This is a genomic window from Mesorhizobium sp. L-8-10, assembly GCF_016756635.1.
Lineage (GTDB): Bacteria > Pseudomonadota > Alphaproteobacteria > Rhizobiales > Rhizobiaceae.
In genome coordinates, this window is record NZ_AP023263.1 from 1,326,843 (window position 1) to 1,345,521 (window position 18,679).

Genomic DNA, 18,679 nt, shown 5'->3' on the forward strand with positions numbered 1-18,679 from the left:
AGTTGAAATGACCTGGAAAAAACGGCTTGCTGCCGCTGTCGTCGGCCTGCTTGTCTCGGCCGCGCCGGCTTTCGCGGAATCTGTGCTGCGGGTGCGCCCCTTCGGCGACCTGAAGCAGCTCGATCCTTTCATCACGTCGGACTACATGGTGCGCAACCATGGCTACATGGTCTACGACACTCTGTTCTCCATGGACGAGAACCTGAAGGTTCAGCCGCAGATGGTCGACAGCTACACGGTCAGCGACGACCGGCTGACTTACACATTCATTCTGCGGGATGGCCTCAAGTTCCACAATGGAGAGCCGGTGATGGCGGCGGACGTGGTGGCGTCCCTCAAGCGATGGGGCCAGCGCGACGGCCTTGGCCAGCAATTGGCGAAGCTCACGGCAAGCCTCGCGGCGATGGACGACAGGACGGTGACGCTGAAGCTTTCCCAGCCCTGGGGGCTCGTGCTCGACGCGCTCGGCAAGCCTTCGTCCAACGTGCCGTTCATCATGCCGGCCGCGATCGCCGAGACGCCGATCGACACGGCGATCACCGATCCCGTCGGCTCCGGCCCCTTCATCATGAAGAAGGACGAATGGGTTCCAGGCTCCAAGGTCGTCTATGTAAAGAACCCGGACTACAAGCCGCGGGCGCAAGCGCCGAGCGGTCTGGCCGGCGCCAAGATCGCCGGCGTCGATCGGGTGGAGTGGCACTACATTCCCGATGCCCAGACCGCGCTGAATGCGCTGCAGGCCGGCGAGATCGACATCTTCGAGGAGGTGCCTCCGGATTTCCTGCCGGTCCTTGAAGGCAATGCCGATATCAAGACCATGCCGCAGGACTCGCTCGGCATGCAGATGGTGTTCCGAATGAACACCACCCAGCCGCCCTTCAACAACGGGAAGGTGCGACAGGCGATCCGCTACATGATCGACCAGGACACCTTCGCAAGGGCCTATGTCAGCGATCCCAGCCTCTACAAGGTCTGCCCGTCGTTCTATATGTGCTCTTCGCCCTATTACACCGACGCGGGCTGGGTGCAGCCCGACCTTGAGAAGGCGAAGCAGCTCATCGCCGAAAGCGGCTATGACGGCACGCCGGTCGTGGTCCTCCACGCCACGGAAGCCGGTCCAACCAACACGTTCAGCCTCGTGGCGGAGCAACTGATGCGCGACATCGGCCTCAAGGTCGACCCCCAGTCCATGGACTGGGGCACGTTGACAGCGCGCCGTTCGTCCAAGGAGCCGGTCGATAAGGGCGGCTGGTCGCTGTTCATGTCCGGTCCGACCGGGGCCGACATGATGGACCCGTCCGGCCATCTCGGCCTGCGTTCCAATTGCGATGCGGCCTGGTTCGGCTGGCCCTGCGACGAGGAGATAGAGAAGCTGCGCGCCGCCTTCTCCCTGGAGACCGACCCGGCAAAGAAGGCCGAGATCGCAAAGGCAGTCCAGCTGCGCGCCGTCGAGGTGGTTCCCTATTGGCCGGCGGCCCAGCTCTTTCTCGTTCGCGGCATGCGCGCCGAGGTCGACAATGTCCTGAAGGCGGCCGTTCCCGTCTACTGGAACATCACGCTGAAATAGCGTCGCACGCGCGCAGCGGCGAAACGCGCTTTTTGCCGCTGCGCTGCAATGAATGTTCGTACGAATCCTGCTTGAAGCGTCGTCCCGGCGACTGGGGGAGCCGAATCCGGATATGCCGTCGCAAGCGGCATCCCGCCCCATGGACAGAGTTGCCAACGGCCGCTGAAAGCGCCACTCTAGCTTTGGTCAATCAGACGAGATGACTGCCCATCGGGAGATCATTTCAGATGGCATCCACCGCAGGCGGCCACGCGCGCATTTGCCTCGGCTGCTGGGACCAGATGAAGATGCCGATCCCCATTCGGGGCCCGCTGGCGATTCCGTTCCGCGCCTTCGGCATCACGCGGAGCAAGATGAACCCGAACATCTGCACGATCTGCGAACGCTCCTTCCGCCGCATCAAAGGAAAACAGCATATCACGGCCACTGCCACCATCCTGTTCGCCGACATCAGGGGCTACACGCATCTGTCCGACCGGATAGATCCGGCCGTCCTCGGCGAGATCGTCAGCACGTTCCAGGACCAGTGTGCACAGTCGATCTGGGCGCATGACGGCATCGTCAACAAGCAGATGGGCGACGGCCTGATGGCGATCTTCAATTTCCCGATCAGGATCGAGCGCCACGCGGCGGCGGCGATCGGCGCCGCCATCGACATACAACGCCGCTGCGCGGAAGTCCTGGAAAGGTTGGGATCGAGCAGTGGCGAGCTACCCGACAAGGCGATCGGCGTCGGTGTCGGCATCCACTCCGGCGAGGTGGAGATCGGTGAGTTTTCGTCGTTCCGCAGCGACTTCACCGCCATCGGCGGCACGGTCAATCTGACATCGAGGCTGGAATCGCAGGCTGCGGCAGGCGAGATCCTGGTTTCCGCCGAGGTCGCGGCGGCCGCCCCCGACCTCGTCGGCGATGCCGTATCGCGGTCGTTCACGCTCAAGGGCATCGACCAGCCGGTGTCGGCCTATGCCTTGAGAACGCACGCTTGAGGACGATCAAGTCGTCCCGGGGGATTCCAGGAAAAGTGCGCGGCCGTTCTGCGTCCGGGATTGCAACATTTCCGCGATTCGGAGAAAGGCGGAATTGTCTTAGGATGCCGAGTTGATCAACCGGTCACGGAGCTGCCGCTTGACGATCTTGCCGTTTGCGTTGCGCGGGAGCGGTTGGGGCGTGACGCTGACTGTCTCAGGCACCTTATAGTCGGCAAGACGGGCGGCGAGGAAAGTGCGAAGTTCATCCGAAATGTCGCCCGCCGGGCCATAGACGAAACAGTGAACCCGCTCTCCCAGAACGGGGCATGGCTTCGACACCACCGCGCTTTCGACGATGCCAGGGAACTCAGCTATCACGCTCTCCACTTCTGAAGAGAAGATCTTCAAGCCGCCGCGGATGATCATGTCCTTCTTGCGGTCAAGTATGTAGAGGAAGCCGTCGGCGTCCTTCATGCCGATGTCTCCCGAATGCCAGAAACCGGCAGTGAACGACTCCGCTGTAGCCGTCTCGTTGCGCCAGTAGCCGCCGACGATATGCGGCCCGCCGATCCAGACCTCGCCCGTTTCGCCGGGAGGCACCTCGCAGCCGAGATCATCGACCACGATGATCTCGCAGCCGGGCACTGCCTTGCCGACACTGTCGAGGCGTCCGTCCATCGAACCCCGGGGCATGATTGTGGTCGGCGATGTGGTCTCCGTCGCGCCATAGGCGTTGACGATGGAGAGGCTCGGGACGCGCTGGGCGAACTGTCTGTGCACGTGTTCCGGCAATGGCGCACCACCCGAAGCCCCGACCCGCCAACTCGAAAGATCGTAATTCTCGAGTTCCGGTTCGAGCAGCATCAGGCTGTACATGGCAGGCACGATCAAGGTGTGGGTGATGCGCTCCGCCTCGGCCAGCTTCAGGAATCGGCCCGCCTTGAATTCCGGCAGAATGACGAGCGCGCCCGCACATGCCACCATCGCCGTTACGTTGCCGATCAGCCCGGACACATGCGCCAGGGGGACCGCGGCGACCGAGCGATCGTGGTACGTGAGCTCGAACTCGTGCGCGAAGACCATTGAAGAATGTACGACACCGAGTTGCGTCAGCACGGCGCCCTTTGGTCGGCCAGTAGTGCCGGACGTATAGAGAATGGCGCAGGCGTCTTCCTCGCCGGGTTTGGCGACGGTGTCCAGCGCCGGTCGGCTGAGCAGTTCCAGGAAAGGACGTGCGTCGGCAGGTACGTCGTTTCCGACCACAAAAACGTCCTTTACAGACGCGATGTCGCCGCGCGCCGGAAGCTGGTCGCAATAGGCGGCGTCAGCCAGTAGAAATACCGCTCCCGCGTCGTTGACGGAGTGAGCCACTTCGGGGCCCTTCAGCCGTGTGCTGACCGGCAACAGGACGCCGCCAAGCTGTGAGATCGCGAAGAAGGCGATCACGAATTCCGGTCGGTTGCCGATCATGACGGCCACCCGATCGCCCGCTCTGACACCGGCCGCCGAAAGGCCGGCCGCCAGGACCGCGACGCGTTGGCGGAGTTGGGCCCACGAGATGCGCTCCCCACCGCATACAATGGCATCGCCGTTCGGATTGGCCTCGTAGGCTCGCTTCAGAAGCTGGTTCAACGTCCGTGGGCGCGGGTGGAAACACGACACGATTCGGCTGGAGAAATGGCTCTCGCGTCGGAGCAGGGATGAGGGTGCTATCTTCATGGGTCGATAGCACTACGAAATCCTGGCGGGATGCAAGCGCCCGGACGGAACGGCGGGGCACATTACAGCGAAATCTGCAACCTGCCTTGCGACCGATCGGCGTGGCTTGTTCGGGAGACACTTCGTGCGGCTGGCTGTCGCCCAGCGAAATGCGGAGAGGCGTTGGGGCGCCGCTCCGCATGACCTCAGGCTCACCCCAGCCTGTTCCGCACCCGCATCTTGATGTGCTTCGATTCGCGGAAGGCTTCGAGGCCCTCGCGGCCGAGTTCGCGACCCATGCCGCTCATCTTCCAGCCGCCGAAAGGCGCCTGCAGTTCGGTCGTGTCGTTGACATTGACGCCGATCGCGCCGGCCTCGATCCGGTCCGCGAAGCTCCAGGCGCGTTCGAGATCGCGCGAATAGACATAGGCCGCGAGTCCATAGGGCAGCGCGTTCGCAACCCGCAGCGCCTCGCGATCGTCCGCCACCGGCCGGATCGCGGCGAGCGGGCCGAAGGTCTCTTCCGTCAGGGCGAGCGCGGCGTCGGGCACCTCGTCGACCAGCGCCGGCTCGTAGAAGAAGCCGCGTCCGTAGTCGGCGCCGGCGGGAACGCGGCCGCCGATGAGCAGCTTGCCGCCCTTGGCGACCGCATCGGCCACATGATTGGCGACGCGGCCGCGTACGCCCTCATGGAGCATCGGGCCGTAGAGCACGCCGGGCAGCACGCCGTGGCCGAGCTTGATCTTGCTCGTCTCGGCCACCAGCGCATCGATGAAGTCCTTGTGGATGCCGCGCGACACCAGGATGCGGTTCACCGCGATGCAGATCTGGCCCATATTCGAGAAGGAACGCCTGGCTGCCGCCGCCGCTGCCTCCTTGGGGTCGGCGTCGTCGAGCACCACGAACGGGCTCTGTCCGCCGAGCTCCAGCGACAGGCGTTTCAGGTTGCCCGCCGCCGCCCGCATGATCGACTGGCCGGCCGGCACGGAAGCCGTGGCGGTGATCATGGCGATCCCTGGGTGTTCGGCGAGTGCCGCCCCCACTTCCGGGCCGGTGCCCGGAATGTCGTTGACCACGCCGGCCGGAACGCCGGCATCGGCGAAACACTGCACCACCATGCCGATGGCGAGCGGCGTCTCGTGCGGCGGCTTGGCGACCAGCGTGCAGCCGGCGGCCAGAACCGGCGCCACTTTCCAGCAATAGAGGTCGACGGGATAATTCCACGGAACGATCGCGCCGACGACGCCGACCGGCGCCGTCGTCACCATGCTCCTGATGTCGGGCCGCGAGGAGGGCCGGATCGATCCGCCCAGACGCCGCCCCTCCTCCGCATAGTAGCGGATGACGCTGATGCCGAAGGAAATCTCCTTGCGCGAATCCGGAACCGGCTTGCCCTGCTCGCGGGTCAGCATCTCGGCGATGGCGTCGATCCGCTCCTCGACCAGGTCGGCGGCGCGGTGAAGAAGCTTCGCCCGCTCGTCGGCATGGGTCTCCGCCCAGAGCGGGAGCGCGCGGGCTGCGGCCGCAACGGCGAGGTCGACATCGGCGCGGCCGGCGATGGCGCTCGATCCGACCGGTTCGCCCGTGGCCGGGTCCTTGATGTCGAGGCGGCCGGCGTCCCTAGCGTCGCGCCAGGCGCCGTCGATGAACAGCTTCCGATCCATGGCTCTCACCGTGCCTTGAGCCGACGCCAGAGCTGTTCGTAATTCTCGTCGTTCTGGCGGTTCGCGGCTTCCTTGCTGGTGGTGTTCGGGCTGACCATGACATGCGGCTTGATGCCCTGGGCGACGAGCTTCTCGGCGGTGGTCGAGACGATCGCATGGGCGACCGCGATGGTGACGCTGGTCGAGCTCGCGCCGACGGGGGATTCCAGCCCGTCGATGAAGAGCGAGGCGTCGGCGAGCGGGATGCCGGTGTCGATGACGACGTCGGCGACCTCGAACAGGCGCTTGCCGGAGGAGTGGCGCGACGGCGTCGAGGAGGAATGCGGCAGCGAGGTCACGCCGATCAGCGCGATGCCACGCTCCTTGCACTCCATGGCGATGTCCATGATCACCGCGTTGATGCCCGAATGCGAGAACAGGATCATCGCGTCGGCGGGGTCGATCTGGTGCGAGCGCAGGATCGCCTTGCCGTAGCCTTCCTGGGCGTGGATGAAACGATATTGCCTGGCCCCCATGTCGCCCCAGACATGGTGGAAGGAGATCATGGTGCTTTCCACGATCGGCCGGAAGCCGACGATCGTGCCGGTCCGAGGGAAGCTCTCGAGTGCCGGCAGGGCGCCGTGGCCGGTGCCGAAGGTGAAGGCGAGTTTTTCGGCCGCGATGCTCTTGGCGCAGAGTTCCGCAGCCTTCTCGATTGCCGCGCCCTGCGTGGAACGGACCTTTTCCAGCCGCTCGGCCAGCGTGGTGAAATAGCGGTCGACGATCGACATCATCGGTCTTGCCTTTCTTATTGTTCTCGTTGCGTTACGCCGGCACGGCGGTGATGGCGTCCAGCGCGATCTCGAAGAGCTCGCGCTCGGCCTTCGCCATTGCCTCGTCGGCGATCTTTTCCTGGGTGAAGGCATCGACCGTCGCCACGCACAGCGTGGAAGCCCGGGCGCCGAGGATGCGGGCGGCGGTGAGCAGCGCCGAGGTCTCCATGTCGGTGCCGATCAGCCCCATGCGTTCGATGTCGCGCTTGAGGCCGTCGATGATGGCGCGGCGTTCGCCCGACAGCCCGAACATCTCGGTATAGAAACCGTCATAGGTGCCGAAGATCCCGGCATGCCAGGTGAGGTCGGAGCGGGCCAGCCGCTCGCGCAGCCTGGTGTTGAGCTCGAAATCGGCGATCGCCGGAAAGCCGAGCGGCGCGTAGGTGTTCGACGTGCCTTCCTGGCGCAGCGCGCCGTCGGCGAGCACGAAGTCGCCGAGCCTGGCCGGCTTCACCGCCATCGCCGTGCCGATACGCAGGAACGTCCTGATGCCGAGGGCGAACAGCTCGTGCATCACGATCGTCGCGATCGGCGCCCCCATGCCGAACGCCGAGACCGTGACACGCTTGCCGCCCCGGGTGCCGGTCGCGGTGCGCAGGCCCCTGTTTTCGGCCACGAATTCGACATCGCTCATGTGCTCCGCGATACGGGCGACGCGGGCGGGATCACCGACGAGGATCGCCGACTGGCCCACCTGCTCGCGGCTCGCGCCGATATACCAGGCGGTGTTCGATCGTTCTTGGCTCATCTCATGCACTTTCCATTTCGATTGTCCGGCGCTCGCGCAAAAGTGCGGCGGCAGCCCTGTGTCCCGCATCAAGGATCTTGGCCGGCTCTGTTTCGCCACCGGCGAGAGCGGCCAGCACGCCGCCCGCAAACGTGTCGCCGGCACCGGTCGGGTCGCTGACCGTGATCGGCGCCGTCGCCGACGATACGGTGGCTCCGTCGCGGGTCAGCGCCGCGCCCTTCGCGCCCTGCGTTTCGATCAGCATCCGGCCGGCGGCGAGACCGGCCCGCGGCAGTACCTCGTCCACGAAGGCGCGTTCGGCATGGCTGCAGCAGATCAGGTTCGCGCGGGCCGCGAGCCTGCCGGCCAGCCCGGCCGACATGGCGCGTGGATCGTGCTTGACCACCCAGGCGAGTTTCGTCTTCGGCCCGATCGCTTCGAGCACGGCGGCCGTGGCCTCGGGCGGTCCGATCATCACGCAGACCCATTCGGCGCGGCCGACGAGGTCGCGTTGCGCCTGCGTCAGCGTCAGCCCCTTCGGCATGCCAGGGTCGTAAAGGCAGATGCAGCCGCCGTCAGGCTCATAGGCGAGGATCGAGACGGGCGTGCGCGCGCCGGACACGATTGCGAGGCCGTCGCCGGGAATCCGTCCCTGCGCGAGCTGCCGGCGATAGGTCTCGCCGGCCTCGTCGTCGCCGATCCAGCTCACCGGATGCGCTTGCGAAACACCGCTCGCGACGAGGGCGGCCGCCACATAGGCGGGGCCGCCGCCGAGCCGCGGCCAGGCATTCTCCGGCCGGTCGAGGATCGTGGTGGTGCGGCCCGCCCGCGGCGTGCCGTCGAGCATGGCGACGTGATCGAGGCTGGCGTAGCCCGTGATCGCGATCATGACAGCATTCCGATCGCTTCGTCGAGCGACACCACCCGGCCCATATAGCGGTCGACGTCCTCCAGCGAGGCTTCCGCCAGATGCGGGCGGTTGGAGTTGGTGGCCTCGCGGGCGATGATCGGCTCGAGGCCGTTGGCGAAGGCATCCTGGGCCGTCGCCCGGATGCAGACATTGGTCTTGACCCCCGCGATAACCACGCGCGTCACCTTCTGCTCGGTCAGAAACAGAGCGAGGTCGGTGGCGAAGAAGGCGCTGAAACGGCGCTTGTAGACCGTGGTCTCGTTCGGGCCGTCAGGTTCGAAGCCCGGAAAGAACGCTGCGTCATGGGCGTCGGCCAGGTGATGCACGGGCAGCTTCCTCCACTCGAAGTCGTGGAAGTCGGGCCGGTGTTTCTCCGCCGCATGCACGACGATGGCACCCGATCGACGCGCGGCGTCGAGCAGGGCCCGCATCGGTGCGATCACGTCCTCGACGCCGGGATAATAGTTCGGGTGTCCGGGCTCGAAGAAGGAGTTGATGACGTCGACCAGGATGAGGGCCGTCTTTTCCGCCATGTTCAGGCTCCTTTCGCCCGCGCTCGCTTCACGGCGAGCGCCATCAGGGTCAACACCACGATCACCATGACATAGGGCAGCGTCTGGACCAGCTCGGCCGGCACGCCCCGGCCCTGGAGCCGGATCTGGATGGCGTCGAAGAAACCGAAGAGCAGCGCGCAGACTGCCGTCAGCCAGGGCCGGTTGCGCCCGAAATAGAAGGCGGCGAGCGCGATGAAGCCGCGCCCGGCGGTGATGCCTTCATTGAAGATGCCGACGACGCCGATCGACAGATAGGCACCTGCGAGGCCGGCCATCATGCCGGCATAGACGGTCGAGACGTCGCGCAAGGTTAGCGGGCTGAGGCCAAGCGCGCGCGCAGCCTGGGGTGCGGCGCCGGTCGCCCGCAGCCGCAGCCCGGCCCGGGTGCGGGCGAGGAACCATGCGGTCACGGGCACCATCAGCCAGGCCGCCCAGGTCAGCGGGTCGTGGCCCGAAAACGCCGCGCCGAGCAGCGGAATGTCGGCGACCAGGGGAATGTCGATGCGGGGCAGGCGGGCAACGTCGGGCAGGCTCAGCGTACCCGAGCTGCCATAGGCGGATTTGAGGAAGAAACGCACCAACCCGGCCACGGCGATGTTGAAGCCCAGCCCGACGATGATCTCGTTGGCCTCCAGCCGGGTGACGGTAAGCGACATCAGCAGGCCGAGGATGGCGCCGACAACAGCCGCGGCGAGCAGCGCGGCACCCCAGCTTCCCGTCTGCGAGGCGACGATGAGGCCGAAGAGGGCACCGGCCAGCATCATGGAATCGAGACCGATATTGACGAGCCCGCCGATCCGGTTGATCAGGCCGCCGAGTGCGGCCAGCAGCACCGGCGTCGTCATGACGATCGCGGCATGGACGATGTTGTCGATCATTTCGCCGCCCCTTTGCCGGCAAAGAGCCAGCCGATGCGGGCGACGGCGAAAGTCATGACCATGCCCTGGAGGATGTTGACGATCTCGATCGGCACATCGCTGAAGAGCTGGATGGTCGCGCCCGACGTGGCCAGCGCGCCGAAGAGGATGGCGGCGAGGAAGATGCCGAGTGCCGAACCGCGGCCGAGCAGCGCGACCGCGATGCCGGTGAAGCCGTAGCCCGGCGAGAAGCCCGCGACGAAACGGCCGACGGAGCCAAGCGCATGGATACCGCCGGCGAGACCGCCGATCGCGCCCGACAAAAGCATCATCTTGACCAGCAGCATCGGCACGTTGATGCCGGAGGCGATCGCGAAGCGCGGATTCATACCGGCCAGCTTGGTCTCGAGCCCGAGCGCCGTGCGATTGCTCCACCAGGCGTAGACGGCAAGAAGGGCGATTGCGATCAGGAAGCCGGCATTGAGGGTCGAGGGGGGCATAAGTTTCGGCAGCCGCGCGGCTCCGGCGACCATGGGCGTGGCCGAATTGGCGGCGCCCGGAGCAAGCAGCGGCCCGTTGACCAGATAGGCGGTGAGGCTGACGGCGATGAAATTGAGCATCAGCGTCGTCACCACCTCGTCGACGTCGAGCTTCGCCTTGAGCAGGCCCGGCGTCAGCATCCAGAGCGCGCCGACGACGACGGCCGCGGCGAGAGCCGCCGGCAGCAGGATCACGCCCGGCAGGCCCGCATAGGTAAAGCCGACATAGGCAGCGGCGAGGCCGCCGACGAAGACGCAACCCTCGACGCCGACATTGAACGCGCCGGCTCGGAAGGCGATCGCCGTGGCGAGCCCGGTGAGGATCAGGGGCGTAGCGGCCGAAAGGGTCGCGGCGATGCGCTTCGAGCTGCCGAAGGATTCGACCGCCAGAAGCCGGTAGACCTCGAGCGGATTGTGGCCGGCGAGCGCGAGAACGATGGCGGCGGCGGCCAGCGCGACACCAAGCGGCGCGAGAGCCTCGGCGACGCCGTGCCAGCGCGAGCCCGGCAAGGTCTGCGTGACGGCGCTCATGAGGCGGCTTCCCCGAGCATCAGCCTGCCGATGTCGTCGAGACCGGCGGCGCCGCGCTCGACCGCGCCCGTGACCCGACCTCCGTAGAGGACGGTGATTCGGTCTGAAAGCGTGACCAGTTCGTCGAGCTCTTCCGAGATGAGCAGAACGGCGCCGCCGCGATCCCGGTAGTCGAGCAGGCATTGGTGGATGAAGGCGATGCCCTTGATGTCGACGCCGCGCGTCGGCTGGCAGGCGAGCAGCACTTTGGGACTTCCGTCGAGTTCGCGCGCTATGGCGACCTTCTGCTGGTTGCCGCCCGACAGGCTGGCAGCCGGCTGCGAAGCGGAGCCGCGCAGCACGGAGAAACGGTCGAGCAGGCTCTCGACATGGGCGGCGATGGCCTTTCGCCGGAGGATGCCGTTGCTGCTGAGATCGGGGCGTCGGTGGTGGCCGGCGATGGCGTTCTCGGCGATGGGCGCGCCAAGACAGAGGCCCTCGGCGGCGCGGTCTGGACTGAGATAGCTGAGCCCGAGATGCCGGCGCTCCCGCAGCGACAGCGGCGTTACCTCTTTACCGCCCATGCGGATCGACCCGGCGTCGACGCGGCCGAGCCCGGTCATGGCCCCGACGAGTTCGTCCTGGCCGTTGCCGGTGACGCCGGCGATGCCGACGATCTCGCCGGCGCGCACGCTGAGGCTGAAACCCTGAAGTCCGACATGGCCGCGGCTGTCGCGCGCGGTCAGGCCGGAGATTTCGAGCATCGGCTTTCCGGCCGTGCCGGGGCGCGCCTCAGGCCGGGAAAGGACCTCGCCGATCATCATCTCGGCGAGTTTCGGCTTGCTCGCCTCGGCGACCGGCATGGTGCCGATCGCCCTACCCGAGCGGATCACGGTGATTTCGTCGGCGACGGCGAGGACCTCGTCGAGCTTGTGGCTGATGAACAGGATGGTGCGGCCGTCGTCGCGCAGCTTGCGCAAGAGCGCGATCAGCTCGCGCACCTGGGCCGGAGCAAGCACGGCGGTCGGCTCGTCCAGGATAAGCGCGTCGGCGCCTCGATAGAGCAGCCGCAGGATCTCGACGATCTGGCGCATATGGACCGGCGCATCCTCGACCGGCATGTCCCAGTCGAGTCTCACGCCGGCCAGAGCCTCCAGCTTGCGGGCCTCGACCAGCGCCTTGGCCCTGTCGACGCGCCCGAGCGCATCGACAGGTTCATGGGCAAGAACCAGGTTCTCGAGAAGGGTGAGACTCGGCACCAGCATGAATTCCTGATGGACCATGCCGATGCCGCGGGCGAAGGCGTCGGCGGGCCCGAGGAAGACCGTCGGAAGGCCGTCGACGATGACGACGCCTTCGTCAGGCCTGTCCATGCCCTGCAGGATGCGCATCAGCGTCGACTTGCCGGCGCCGTTGCCGCCGACGATCGCATGCACCGTTCCGCGCATGGCGCGGAAGTTGATGTCGTCATTGGCGACGACGGGTCCGAACCGCCTGACGATGCGATGCGCGCCGAGGCGGATCGACGGGTCCGACGGAACCTCTGACGGCTGCGGGTTGGTCATCTGCTGCTGCGGCCGGCCTATTTCAGATAGTCCGGGTAGCCTTGGTCGACCACGTTCCAGACCTTGATCTTGCCTGACAGGATGTCCTGCTTGGCGGTCTCCACCTTTTCGAGGATCGCGGCGGGGATCAGGTCCTTGCTGTGCTTCATCTCGGACAGCCCGACGCCGTTCTCCTTGAGGCCGAAGGTCACGGTCTGGCCGGCCGGGAACTTGTCGGCGGCATAGTCCTCGAACACGCTCTCCACCGCGACGTCGGTGCGCTTGACCATGCTGGTCAGCACGGAACCGGGCGCGATGCCGTCCTGGTCGGTGTCGACGCCGATCGCATAGTGGCCGGTCTCCTTGGCCGCCTGGATCACGCCCATGCCGGTGCCGCCCGCCACCTGGTAGACGATGTCGGCACCTTCCTCGAACATGGCCTTCGCCATCTGCAGGCCGATCGCGGGATCGCCGAAATTGTTGGAATAGGCGACCTTGACCTGGACATCGGGATTGGCCGCCTTGGCGCCCTCGATATAGCCGGCGATGAATTTGTCGATGCCGGCCGACTTGGTGCCGCCGATCACGCCGATGATGGGCTCGGCATTGATGCCCTTGATGGAGGTGTCGGTGGTCACGAGCGCGGCCAGCGTGCCGGCGAGGTAGGAGCCTTCCTGTTCCTGGAACAGGATGGAGGCGATGTTGGCGCCCTCGCGCACCTGGTTGAGGATGACGTATTTGGTGTCGGGATAGTCCTTCGCCACTTCGAGCATCGGCTCGCCGTGCGAATATTCGAGGTCGATGATCAGGCCGAAATCGGCGTCCGATGCGCGGCGCAGGATCTCGGTGGCCTGGGCCACGACATCCTTCGATTCCACCGGCTTGCCTTCGATGCCGGTTTCCTTCGCGGCCTTCTCGAAGCCGGAAAAAGCGAGGTCGTTGTAGGACTGGTCGCCCAGCCCGCCCTGCGCGATGATCAGCGCGGCCGGTTTGTCAGCGGCCGTCGCCGCGGCCATCCCAAGGGCCGAGGCGAGGGCCAATGTGGCCGCGCCCTGAATCCAGTATGTCTTCATGGTTCGTCTCCTGTTGGTGGTTCCCCTGATGCCGCCGTACGAGACGGGCCTCGTAGGAATAGCGGCGGGCATCGTAGATCGCGGCGACGGCATCGAGCGGCGTGCCGTCGGCAGCGAAGGAATGTCGGGTGACGGCGACGACGACGCCGTCGCCCGTCAGCCCGAGAAGGGTGCGATCATCCGGCTCCGCGGCGCAGGCATGCAGCCTTTCGGTTGCGGTCTGAACGCTGAGCCCATGATCGCCGAAATAGCGATAGAGCGAGAAGGTCGGAGCCCGCGCGACCTCTTCGGTGAGGCCGATCTCCTCCAGGAGCTCGGCCGACAGCACGGATTTGTGACGCGCCACCGCGACCCCGTCGACCAGGCGGAGGCGGTCGAGCAGCATCAGCGTCGTGCCTGTTTCGTAGGGCAGCCCTTCGCGCCATTCGGTCGGCTTGAAGGCGATCAGCTTGTGGCTGGCCCTGTGGCCCGCCGCCTCGACGGCCTCGGTGAAGGACAGGAGATAGCCGGGCGCCCGCCGCAGCGGCGCCTCGGCAACGAAGGAGCCGCTTCCCTGCCTGCGGGTGATCAGGCCCTCGTCGACGAGCTGCTCCACCGCCTTGGCGACGGTAAAACGGCTGACGCCCCAATCCTTGGCGAGCTGCGGCTCGCTGGGAATCCGCGCGCCGCTGTCCATGGCTCCGATGTCCTCCCGCAGCCGATCGGCGATCTGCAGGTAGAGCGGTCCGTCGCGGTCGCGGAGCTTGGATTTCATCGATCTGCCCAAAGTTGTCCAGTCAACTGTACAGCTTTTTAGCCGGTGCGCAAGTAGGCCAGAAGATGGAGATGCATGCGGACAAGGAGAGAGGCTTCGGCGTCTCGGGCGAAGGACACGCATGACGAAAAGGGCGGCAGTCCCGGTCTGGAACTGCCGCCCTTCGGGTCGAAGGCGGAACGGGTTTGGGCGCCTCAGTGCGGGGCGGCGACCTCAGCGTCGGGCATCTCGGCGGGCTTGGGCGCCTCCTTGCTGGCGATATAGGTGTAGAACATCGGCACCACGAACAGCGTGAACATCGTGCCGATGAGGATGCCGGAGAAGATCACCAGCCCCATCGAGTAGCGTGCGGCGGCACCCGCGCCGCTCGCCAGGATCAGCGGCACGACGCCGAGCGCCATGGCGGCCGTCGTCATCAGGATCGGGCGCAGCCGGACCTTTGCCGAAGCGACGATCGCCTCCCTGCGGTTCATGCCATGAGCTTCCCGCTGCTGGTTGGCGAATTCCACCAGTAGGATGCCGTGCTTGGTGATCAGCCCGATCAGGGTGATCAGGCCCACCTGCGTGTAGATGTTCAGCGTGCCGAGCCCGAGATTGAGCGGTACGATGGCCCCGAAGATCGACAGCGGCACGGTCATCATGATGATCAGCGGATCGCGGAAGCTCTCGAATTGCGCCGCCAGCACCAGATAGATCACGATGACGGCCAGCGCGAAGGCGATGGCGATCGTGTTGCCCTGCTCCTTCTCCAGCCTGGACTGGCCGGAATAGTCGATGAAGAAGCCGGCCGGCAGCGACTGCCGAGCGATGTCCTCGATCGTGGCGAGGCCGTCGCCGGTGGTGACGCCGGGCACCGGCAGGGCCGAGATCGTCGCCGCATTGAGCTGGTTGAACTGCTCGATTGCCGCCGGCGAGGCGTTGTTCGAGATCGACACCACGGCCGATAGCGGCACCATCTCATTGGTGACGCTGCGCACGAAGAACTCGCCTAGCTTGTGCGGGTTGTCGCGATACGCCTTCGGCACCTGCATGATGATGTCGTAGCTGTTGGAATCGCGGTCGAACTGCGCGATCGAGCCGCCGCCGACCAGCAGGCTCAGCGTCATGCCGATGTCGCGGATCGGCAGGTTGAGCGCTGCAGCGCGGTCGCGGTCGATGGTGACGGTCACCTGTGGTGCGTCGAAGGCGAGCGAGTTCTGGACGACGATGAAGCGGCCCGTGGCTTCGGCCTCGCGCTTGATCTTCTCGGCGACTTCGTAGACCTGGCTCGCATCGCCCGTCGACTGGATCACCAGCGAGATCGGCAAGCCGCCGCCGGCGCCCGGCAGCGACGGCGGCGCGAAGACGAGAGCCTCGACGCCGGCGATGTGCTTCAGACGCTGCTGCAGATCCTGCTGGATCTCGGCCTGCGAGCGCGTGCGGTCGGCCCAGTCCTTGAAGGCCCAGACGGTGAAGGCCTGGTTGGTTGCGCCGCCGCCGAAAGCGACGGCGGAGAAGGATGCGCGCAGCTCCGGCAGGTCCTTCGTCGCTTCCATGATCTGGTCGACATAGCGGCTGGTATAGTCCGCCGTCGCGTAGCGCGGCGCCGTCACCAGCGCGAACAGGGCGCCCGAATCCTCTTCCGGCGCCAGCTCACTCGAAGTCTTCATGAACAGATAGCCGCTGAGCGTGACCAGCGCGACGACGATCATCAGCGTCACCGGCCGGTATTTCAGCGAGCCGGACACGAGACGTTCGTAGCGGTTCTCCACGCGGGTGAAGGTGCGGTCGACGAAACCCTGGAAGCGGCTGTGCTGCCCGGACTTCAGGATGCGTGCCGACATCATCGGCGTGATGGTCAGGGCCACCACGCCCGACAGCACCACCGCGCCGGCCAGCGTCATCGCGAATTCGCGGAACAGCGAGCCGGTCAGTCCGCTGGTGAAGGCGAGCGGCGCGAAGACCGCGGCGAGCGTGATGGTCATGGCCACCACCGCCGAGGAGATCTCGCGCATGCCCTTGAAGGCGGCCTGCATGGGCGACATGCCGTCCTCCTCCATATGACGGTGGATGTTCTCCACCACCACGATGGCGTCGTCGACGACGAGACCGATCGCCAGCACCATGGCGAGCAGCGACAGGAGGTTGATCGAATAGCCCATCGCGAAGAGCAGGAAGCAGGCGCCCACGAGCGACAGCGGGATCGTCACGATCGGCATCAGCACCGAGCGGAACGATCCGAGGAACAAAAGGATGACCACGACCACGATGGCCACGGCTTCGGCGATGGTCTTGAACACCTCGTCGATCGACGCGCCGATCTGCTCGGTCGCGTCGTAGACCATGGTCACCGTCATGCCTTCGGGCAGGCTCGCCTGCAGTTCCGGAAGCTCCTTCAGCACGGCGCCTGCCGTGTCGAGCGGGTTGGCCGCCGGCGTCGGGAAGATGCCGACGAAGGTGCCGGGCTGGCCGTTGAAATTGACGCGGCTGTCGGTAGTCTCGGCCGCCAGCTCGACATTGGCGACGTCGCGCAGCCTGACCACATTGCCGTTCTCCGATCTGAGCGGCATCGCGCCGAAGGCCTCGGCGGTCTGCAGGGTCGATCGCACCGTGATCGAGGAGGCGACATATTCGTTCTCGGTCTTGCCCGGCGCCGAGAGGAAGTTGGAGGAGTTGATAGCGGCCATCACCTCGGCTGCGGTCATGCCGCGCGAGGCGAGCTTGATCGGATCGATCCACACGCGCATCGAATAGTTGGCGGCGCCGAGGATCTGCACCTCGGCCACGCCCTCGATGGTCGACATGCGCGGCCGGATGACGCGCTCGATATATTCGGTGAGCTGCTCCGACGTCATGTTCGGGTTCTGCATCGCCAGATACATGATGGCGAACTGCTCGCCGGTACCTTTCACGATGACGGGATCCTCGGCGTCGGTCGGCAGTTCGCCGCGCACGCCCTGGACCTTGGACATGACCTCGGTCAGCGCGACGTCGGGGTCGGAGCCGAGCTTCATCTGCACCGTCACAACGCTGGCCGACGGCCGGCTCTGCGAGGTGACGTAGTCTATGTTCTCGGTCGTGGAGACGGCCCGCGCGATCGGCGCGCTGATAAAGCCCTGGATCAGGTCGGCGCTGGCGCCCGGATAGGTCGTTGTGATGGTAATCACCGTCTCCTCGACCTCCGGATACTGGCGGACCTGCAGGTTGAAGATGCCCTGTACGCCGAGCAGCAGGATCAGGAAGCCGAGCACCGTCGACAGGACCGGGCGGCGGATGAAGATGTCGGAGAAGCTCATCGCTGGGCCGCCTGCTGGTTGGCCGGCCTGGTCGGGTCGATCGTGTTGTCGACGACGACCGGTGTGCCGTTGCTCAGTCTGTTCTGGCCTGCCGTAACGACCTGATCGCCCGGCTTGACGCCCTGGCCGACCTCGACCAGACCTTCGCTGCGGCGGCCCGGCTTGACGAAGATCTGGGCGACGGTCAGAGCAGGCTCGTCTCCCCCGGAGGGCTTGGCGTCGTCGGCAGGCTTCGCATCCGCGCCTTCGGCCGGCTTCGCCTCACCCTTTGCCTCCTCAGGAGCCGCGGCCGGCGCGTCGTCAGCCGGCTTTGCCGGACGCACGACATAGACGTAGTCGCCGTAGAGGCTGGTCACCAGCGCGGTCTGCGGCAGCGCCAGCACGCCATCCTCGGCGGGCAGCTCGACCCGCACCTGGACGAACTGGCCGGGGCTCAGCTTGCCCTCGGGGTTGGCGACCTCCGCCCGCACGGCGACGAGGCGTGTCACCGGGTCGATCTTTGGATCGATGCCGCGGATCATCCCCCTGAACGGCAGGTTGCTGTCGGCCGGGCCGAGATGCAGCTTCTGGCCGATCCTCAACAGATTCAACTGTTGTTCCGGTACCGAAAAGTCCACCCGCATCGTTTCCAGGTCCTGCAGGGTCGCAACGGTGGTCCCCGGCGAGAGATATTGTCCGAGATCGACGCGCGGAATTCCGACCGTGCCGCTGAACGGTGCCCGGAGCTGCTTCTGGTCGAGCACCGCCTGCAGCTTGTTGACCTGCGCTTCCGACGCGGTGGCCGTCGCGCGGGCCACGTCGAGCGTGACCTGCGAGCCGACGCCCCGGTCCTTAAGCTCGATGGCGCGGGCAAGCGCGGTCTGGTCGAGTGCGGCTTGCGCCTTGGTCGCGTCGAGATCGGCTTTCTCCACGCCGTCGTCGAGCTGGAGCAGCACCGCCCCCTGTTCGACCTTCTCGTTGGAGTGGAACCGGATGTCCTTGATGACCCCCGATGTCTCGACGGTCAGGTCGACGCCGCGGGCCGCACTTACCGTACCGATGGCCTCGATGCCCGGCTTCCAGGTGATCGGCTTGACCGTCGTCGTGGACACCGTCACCGGCTGGACCGGCATGTTGGCGAAGAATTGCTTGATCGCGTTGTCGCGGAAGATGTTGAACCCGACCAGGCCACCGACCACGAGAGCGAGAAGAATGAACGCAATGATGAAGCGTTTGATCATGACCGGC

General features: G+C 66.0%; 15 protein-coding genes. 2 read left to right on the forward strand and 13 right to left on the reverse strand.

From position 1 onward, the window contains the following. Nucleotides 1-7 precede the first annotated feature (7 nt). A complete protein-coding gene (locus JN280_RS06045; protein WP_202310743.1) occupies nt 8-1,567 on the forward strand; it encodes an ABC transporter substrate-binding protein in 1,560 nt (519 codons plus the stop codon). 227 nt (nt 1,568-1,794) lie between these two features. Continuing rightward, nucleotides 1,795-2,553 (forward strand): adenylate/guanylate cyclase domain-containing protein, encoded by a 759-nt coding sequence (locus tag JN280_RS06050; protein ID WP_202310744.1) that lies wholly within the window; start codon nt 1,795-1,797, stop codon nt 2,551-2,553. A gap of 99 nt (nt 2,554-2,652) precedes the next feature. On the opposite strand, the gene JN280_RS06055 is transcribed toward JN280_RS06050, so the two are convergent. The 13 genes from JN280_RS06055 to JN280_RS06115 all read right to left on the reverse strand — a co-directional run bounded on the left by JN280_RS06055 (nt 2,653) and on the right by JN280_RS06115 (nt 18,672). Next, complete coding sequence (locus JN280_RS06055; RefSeq protein WP_342216166.1) at nt 2,653-4,167, reverse strand: class I adenylate-forming enzyme family protein; 1,515 nt, start codon at nt 4,165-4,167, stop codon at nt 2,653-2,655. A 278-nt stretch (nt 4,168-4,445) separates the two neighbouring features. Then, nucleotides 4,446-5,897: an aldehyde dehydrogenase family protein gene (locus JN280_RS06060; protein ID WP_244743029.1), complete on the reverse strand. Its 1,452-nt coding sequence runs from the start codon at nt 5,895-5,897 to the stop codon at nt 4,446-4,448. Nucleotides 5,898-5,902: 5 nt separating this feature from the next. Next, nucleotides 5,903-6,670: a sugar isomerase domain-containing protein gene (locus JN280_RS06065; RefSeq protein ID WP_202310747.1), complete on the reverse strand. Its 768-nt coding sequence runs from the start codon at nt 6,668-6,670 to the stop codon at nt 5,903-5,905. A 31-nt stretch (nt 6,671-6,701) separates the two neighbouring features. Beyond that, on the reverse strand, nt 6,702-7,457 hold the full coding sequence (locus JN280_RS06070; protein WP_202310749.1) for a nucleoside phosphorylase: 756 nt from the start codon (nt 7,455-7,457) through the stop codon (nt 6,702-6,704). Between the two features lies 1 nt (nt 7,458). Next, nucleotides 7,459-8,325, reverse strand: a complete 867-nt coding sequence (locus JN280_RS06075) for a carbohydrate kinase family protein (protein WP_202310751.1) — start codon at nt 8,323-8,325, stop codon at nt 7,459-7,461. Continuing rightward, nucleotides 8,322-8,879, reverse strand: coding sequence for a cysteine hydrolase family protein (locus JN280_RS06080; RefSeq protein WP_244743032.1), 558 nt, complete (start codon nt 8,877-8,879; stop codon nt 8,322-8,324). The genes JN280_RS06075 and JN280_RS06080 overlap by 4 nt, the downstream gene beginning before the upstream one ends. 2 nt (nt 8,880-8,881) lie before the next feature. Continuing rightward, nucleotides 8,882-9,778 carry an ABC transporter permease gene (locus JN280_RS06085; RefSeq protein ID WP_202310753.1) on the reverse strand — a complete coding sequence of 299 codons (897 nt, stop codon included), beginning with the start codon at nt 9,776-9,778 and terminating at the stop codon, nt 8,882-8,884. Continuing rightward, nucleotides 9,775-10,827: an ABC transporter permease gene (locus tag JN280_RS06090; RefSeq protein ID WP_202310755.1), complete on the reverse strand. Its 1,053-nt coding sequence runs from the start codon at nt 10,825-10,827 to the stop codon at nt 9,775-9,777. The genes JN280_RS06085 and JN280_RS06090 overlap by 4 nt, the downstream gene beginning before the upstream one ends. After that, entirely contained in the window at nt 10,824-12,371 is a 1,548-nt protein-coding gene (locus JN280_RS06095; RefSeq protein WP_202310757.1) for an ABC transporter ATP-binding protein, read from the reverse strand. Before JN280_RS06095 ends, JN280_RS06090 begins: the two co-directional genes overlap by 4 nt. 17 nt (nt 12,372-12,388) lie before the next feature. Next, complete coding sequence (locus tag JN280_RS06100) at nt 12,389-13,423, reverse strand: BMP family lipoprotein (protein WP_202310765.1); 1,035 nt, start codon at nt 13,421-13,423, stop codon at nt 12,389-12,391. Beyond that, nucleotides 13,344-14,177, reverse strand: coding sequence for a GntR family transcriptional regulator (locus JN280_RS06105; RefSeq protein ID WP_202310767.1), 834 nt, complete (start codon nt 14,175-14,177; stop codon nt 13,344-13,346). The genes JN280_RS06100 and JN280_RS06105 overlap by 80 nt, the downstream gene beginning before the upstream one ends. Before the next feature lie 194 nt (nt 14,178-14,371). Next, entirely contained in the window at nt 14,372-17,452 is a 3,081-nt protein-coding gene (locus tag JN280_RS06110; protein ID WP_202310768.1) for an efflux RND transporter permease subunit, read from the reverse strand. After that, entirely contained in the window at nt 17,449-18,672 is a 1,224-nt protein-coding gene (locus JN280_RS06115; protein WP_202310769.1) for an efflux RND transporter periplasmic adaptor subunit, read from the reverse strand. Before JN280_RS06115 ends, JN280_RS06110 begins: the two co-directional genes overlap by 4 nt. Between the last annotated feature and the right edge of the window lie 7 nt (nt 18,673-18,679).

What these genes read in the sequence shown, in the direction of transcription:
- JN280_RS06090 (WP_202310755.1), bottom strand. Translation starts at nt 10,827, where the DNA reads ATGAGCGCCGTCACGCAGACCTTGCCGGGCTCGCGCTGGCACGGCGTC.
- JN280_RS06100 (WP_202310765.1), bottom strand. Translation starts at nt 13,423, where the DNA reads ATGAAGACATACTGGATTCAGGGCGCGGCCACATTGGCCCTCGCCTCG.
- JN280_RS06050 (WP_202310744.1), top strand. Translation starts at nt 1,795, where the DNA reads ATGGCATCCACCGCAGGCGGCCACGCGCGCATTTGCCTCGGCTGCTGG.
- JN280_RS06105 (WP_202310767.1), bottom strand. Translation starts at nt 14,177, where the DNA reads ATGAAATCCAAGCTCCGCGACCGCGACGGACCGCTCTACCTGCAGATC.
- JN280_RS06080 (WP_244743032.1), bottom strand. Translation starts at nt 8,879, where the DNA reads ATGGCGGAAAAGACGGCCCTCATCCTGGTCGACGTCATCAACTCCTTC.
- JN280_RS06065 (WP_202310747.1), bottom strand. Translation starts at nt 6,670, where the DNA reads ATGATGTCGATCGTCGACCGCTATTTCACCACGCTGGCCGAGCGGCTG.
- JN280_RS06060 (WP_244743029.1), bottom strand. Translation starts at nt 5,897, where the DNA reads ATGGATCGGAAGCTGTTCATCGACGGCGCCTGGCGCGACGCTAGGGAC.
- JN280_RS06085 (WP_202310753.1), bottom strand. Translation starts at nt 9,778, where the DNA reads ATGATCGACAACATCGTCCATGCCGCGATCGTCATGACGACGCCGGTG.
- JN280_RS06075 (WP_202310751.1), bottom strand. Translation starts at nt 8,325, where the DNA reads ATGATCGCGATCACGGGCTACGCCAGCCTCGATCACGTCGCCATGCTC.
- JN280_RS06070 (WP_202310749.1), bottom strand. Translation starts at nt 7,457, where the DNA reads ATGAGCCAAGAACGATCGAACACCGCCTGGTATATCGGCGCGAGCCGC.
- JN280_RS06115 (WP_202310769.1), bottom strand. Translation starts at nt 18,672, where the DNA reads ATGATCAAACGCTTCATCATTGCGTTCATTCTTCTCGCTCTCGTGGTC.
- JN280_RS06095 (WP_202310757.1), bottom strand. Translation starts at nt 12,371, where the DNA reads ATGACCAACCCGCAGCCGTCAGAGGTTCCGTCGGACCCGTCGATCCGC.
- JN280_RS06110 (WP_202310768.1), bottom strand. Translation starts at nt 17,452, where the DNA reads ATGAGCTTCTCCGACATCTTCATCCGCCGCCCGGTCCTGTCGACGGTG.
- JN280_RS06045 (WP_202310743.1), top strand. Translation starts at nt 8, where the DNA reads ATGACCTGGAAAAAACGGCTTGCTGCCGCTGTCGTCGGCCTGCTTGTC.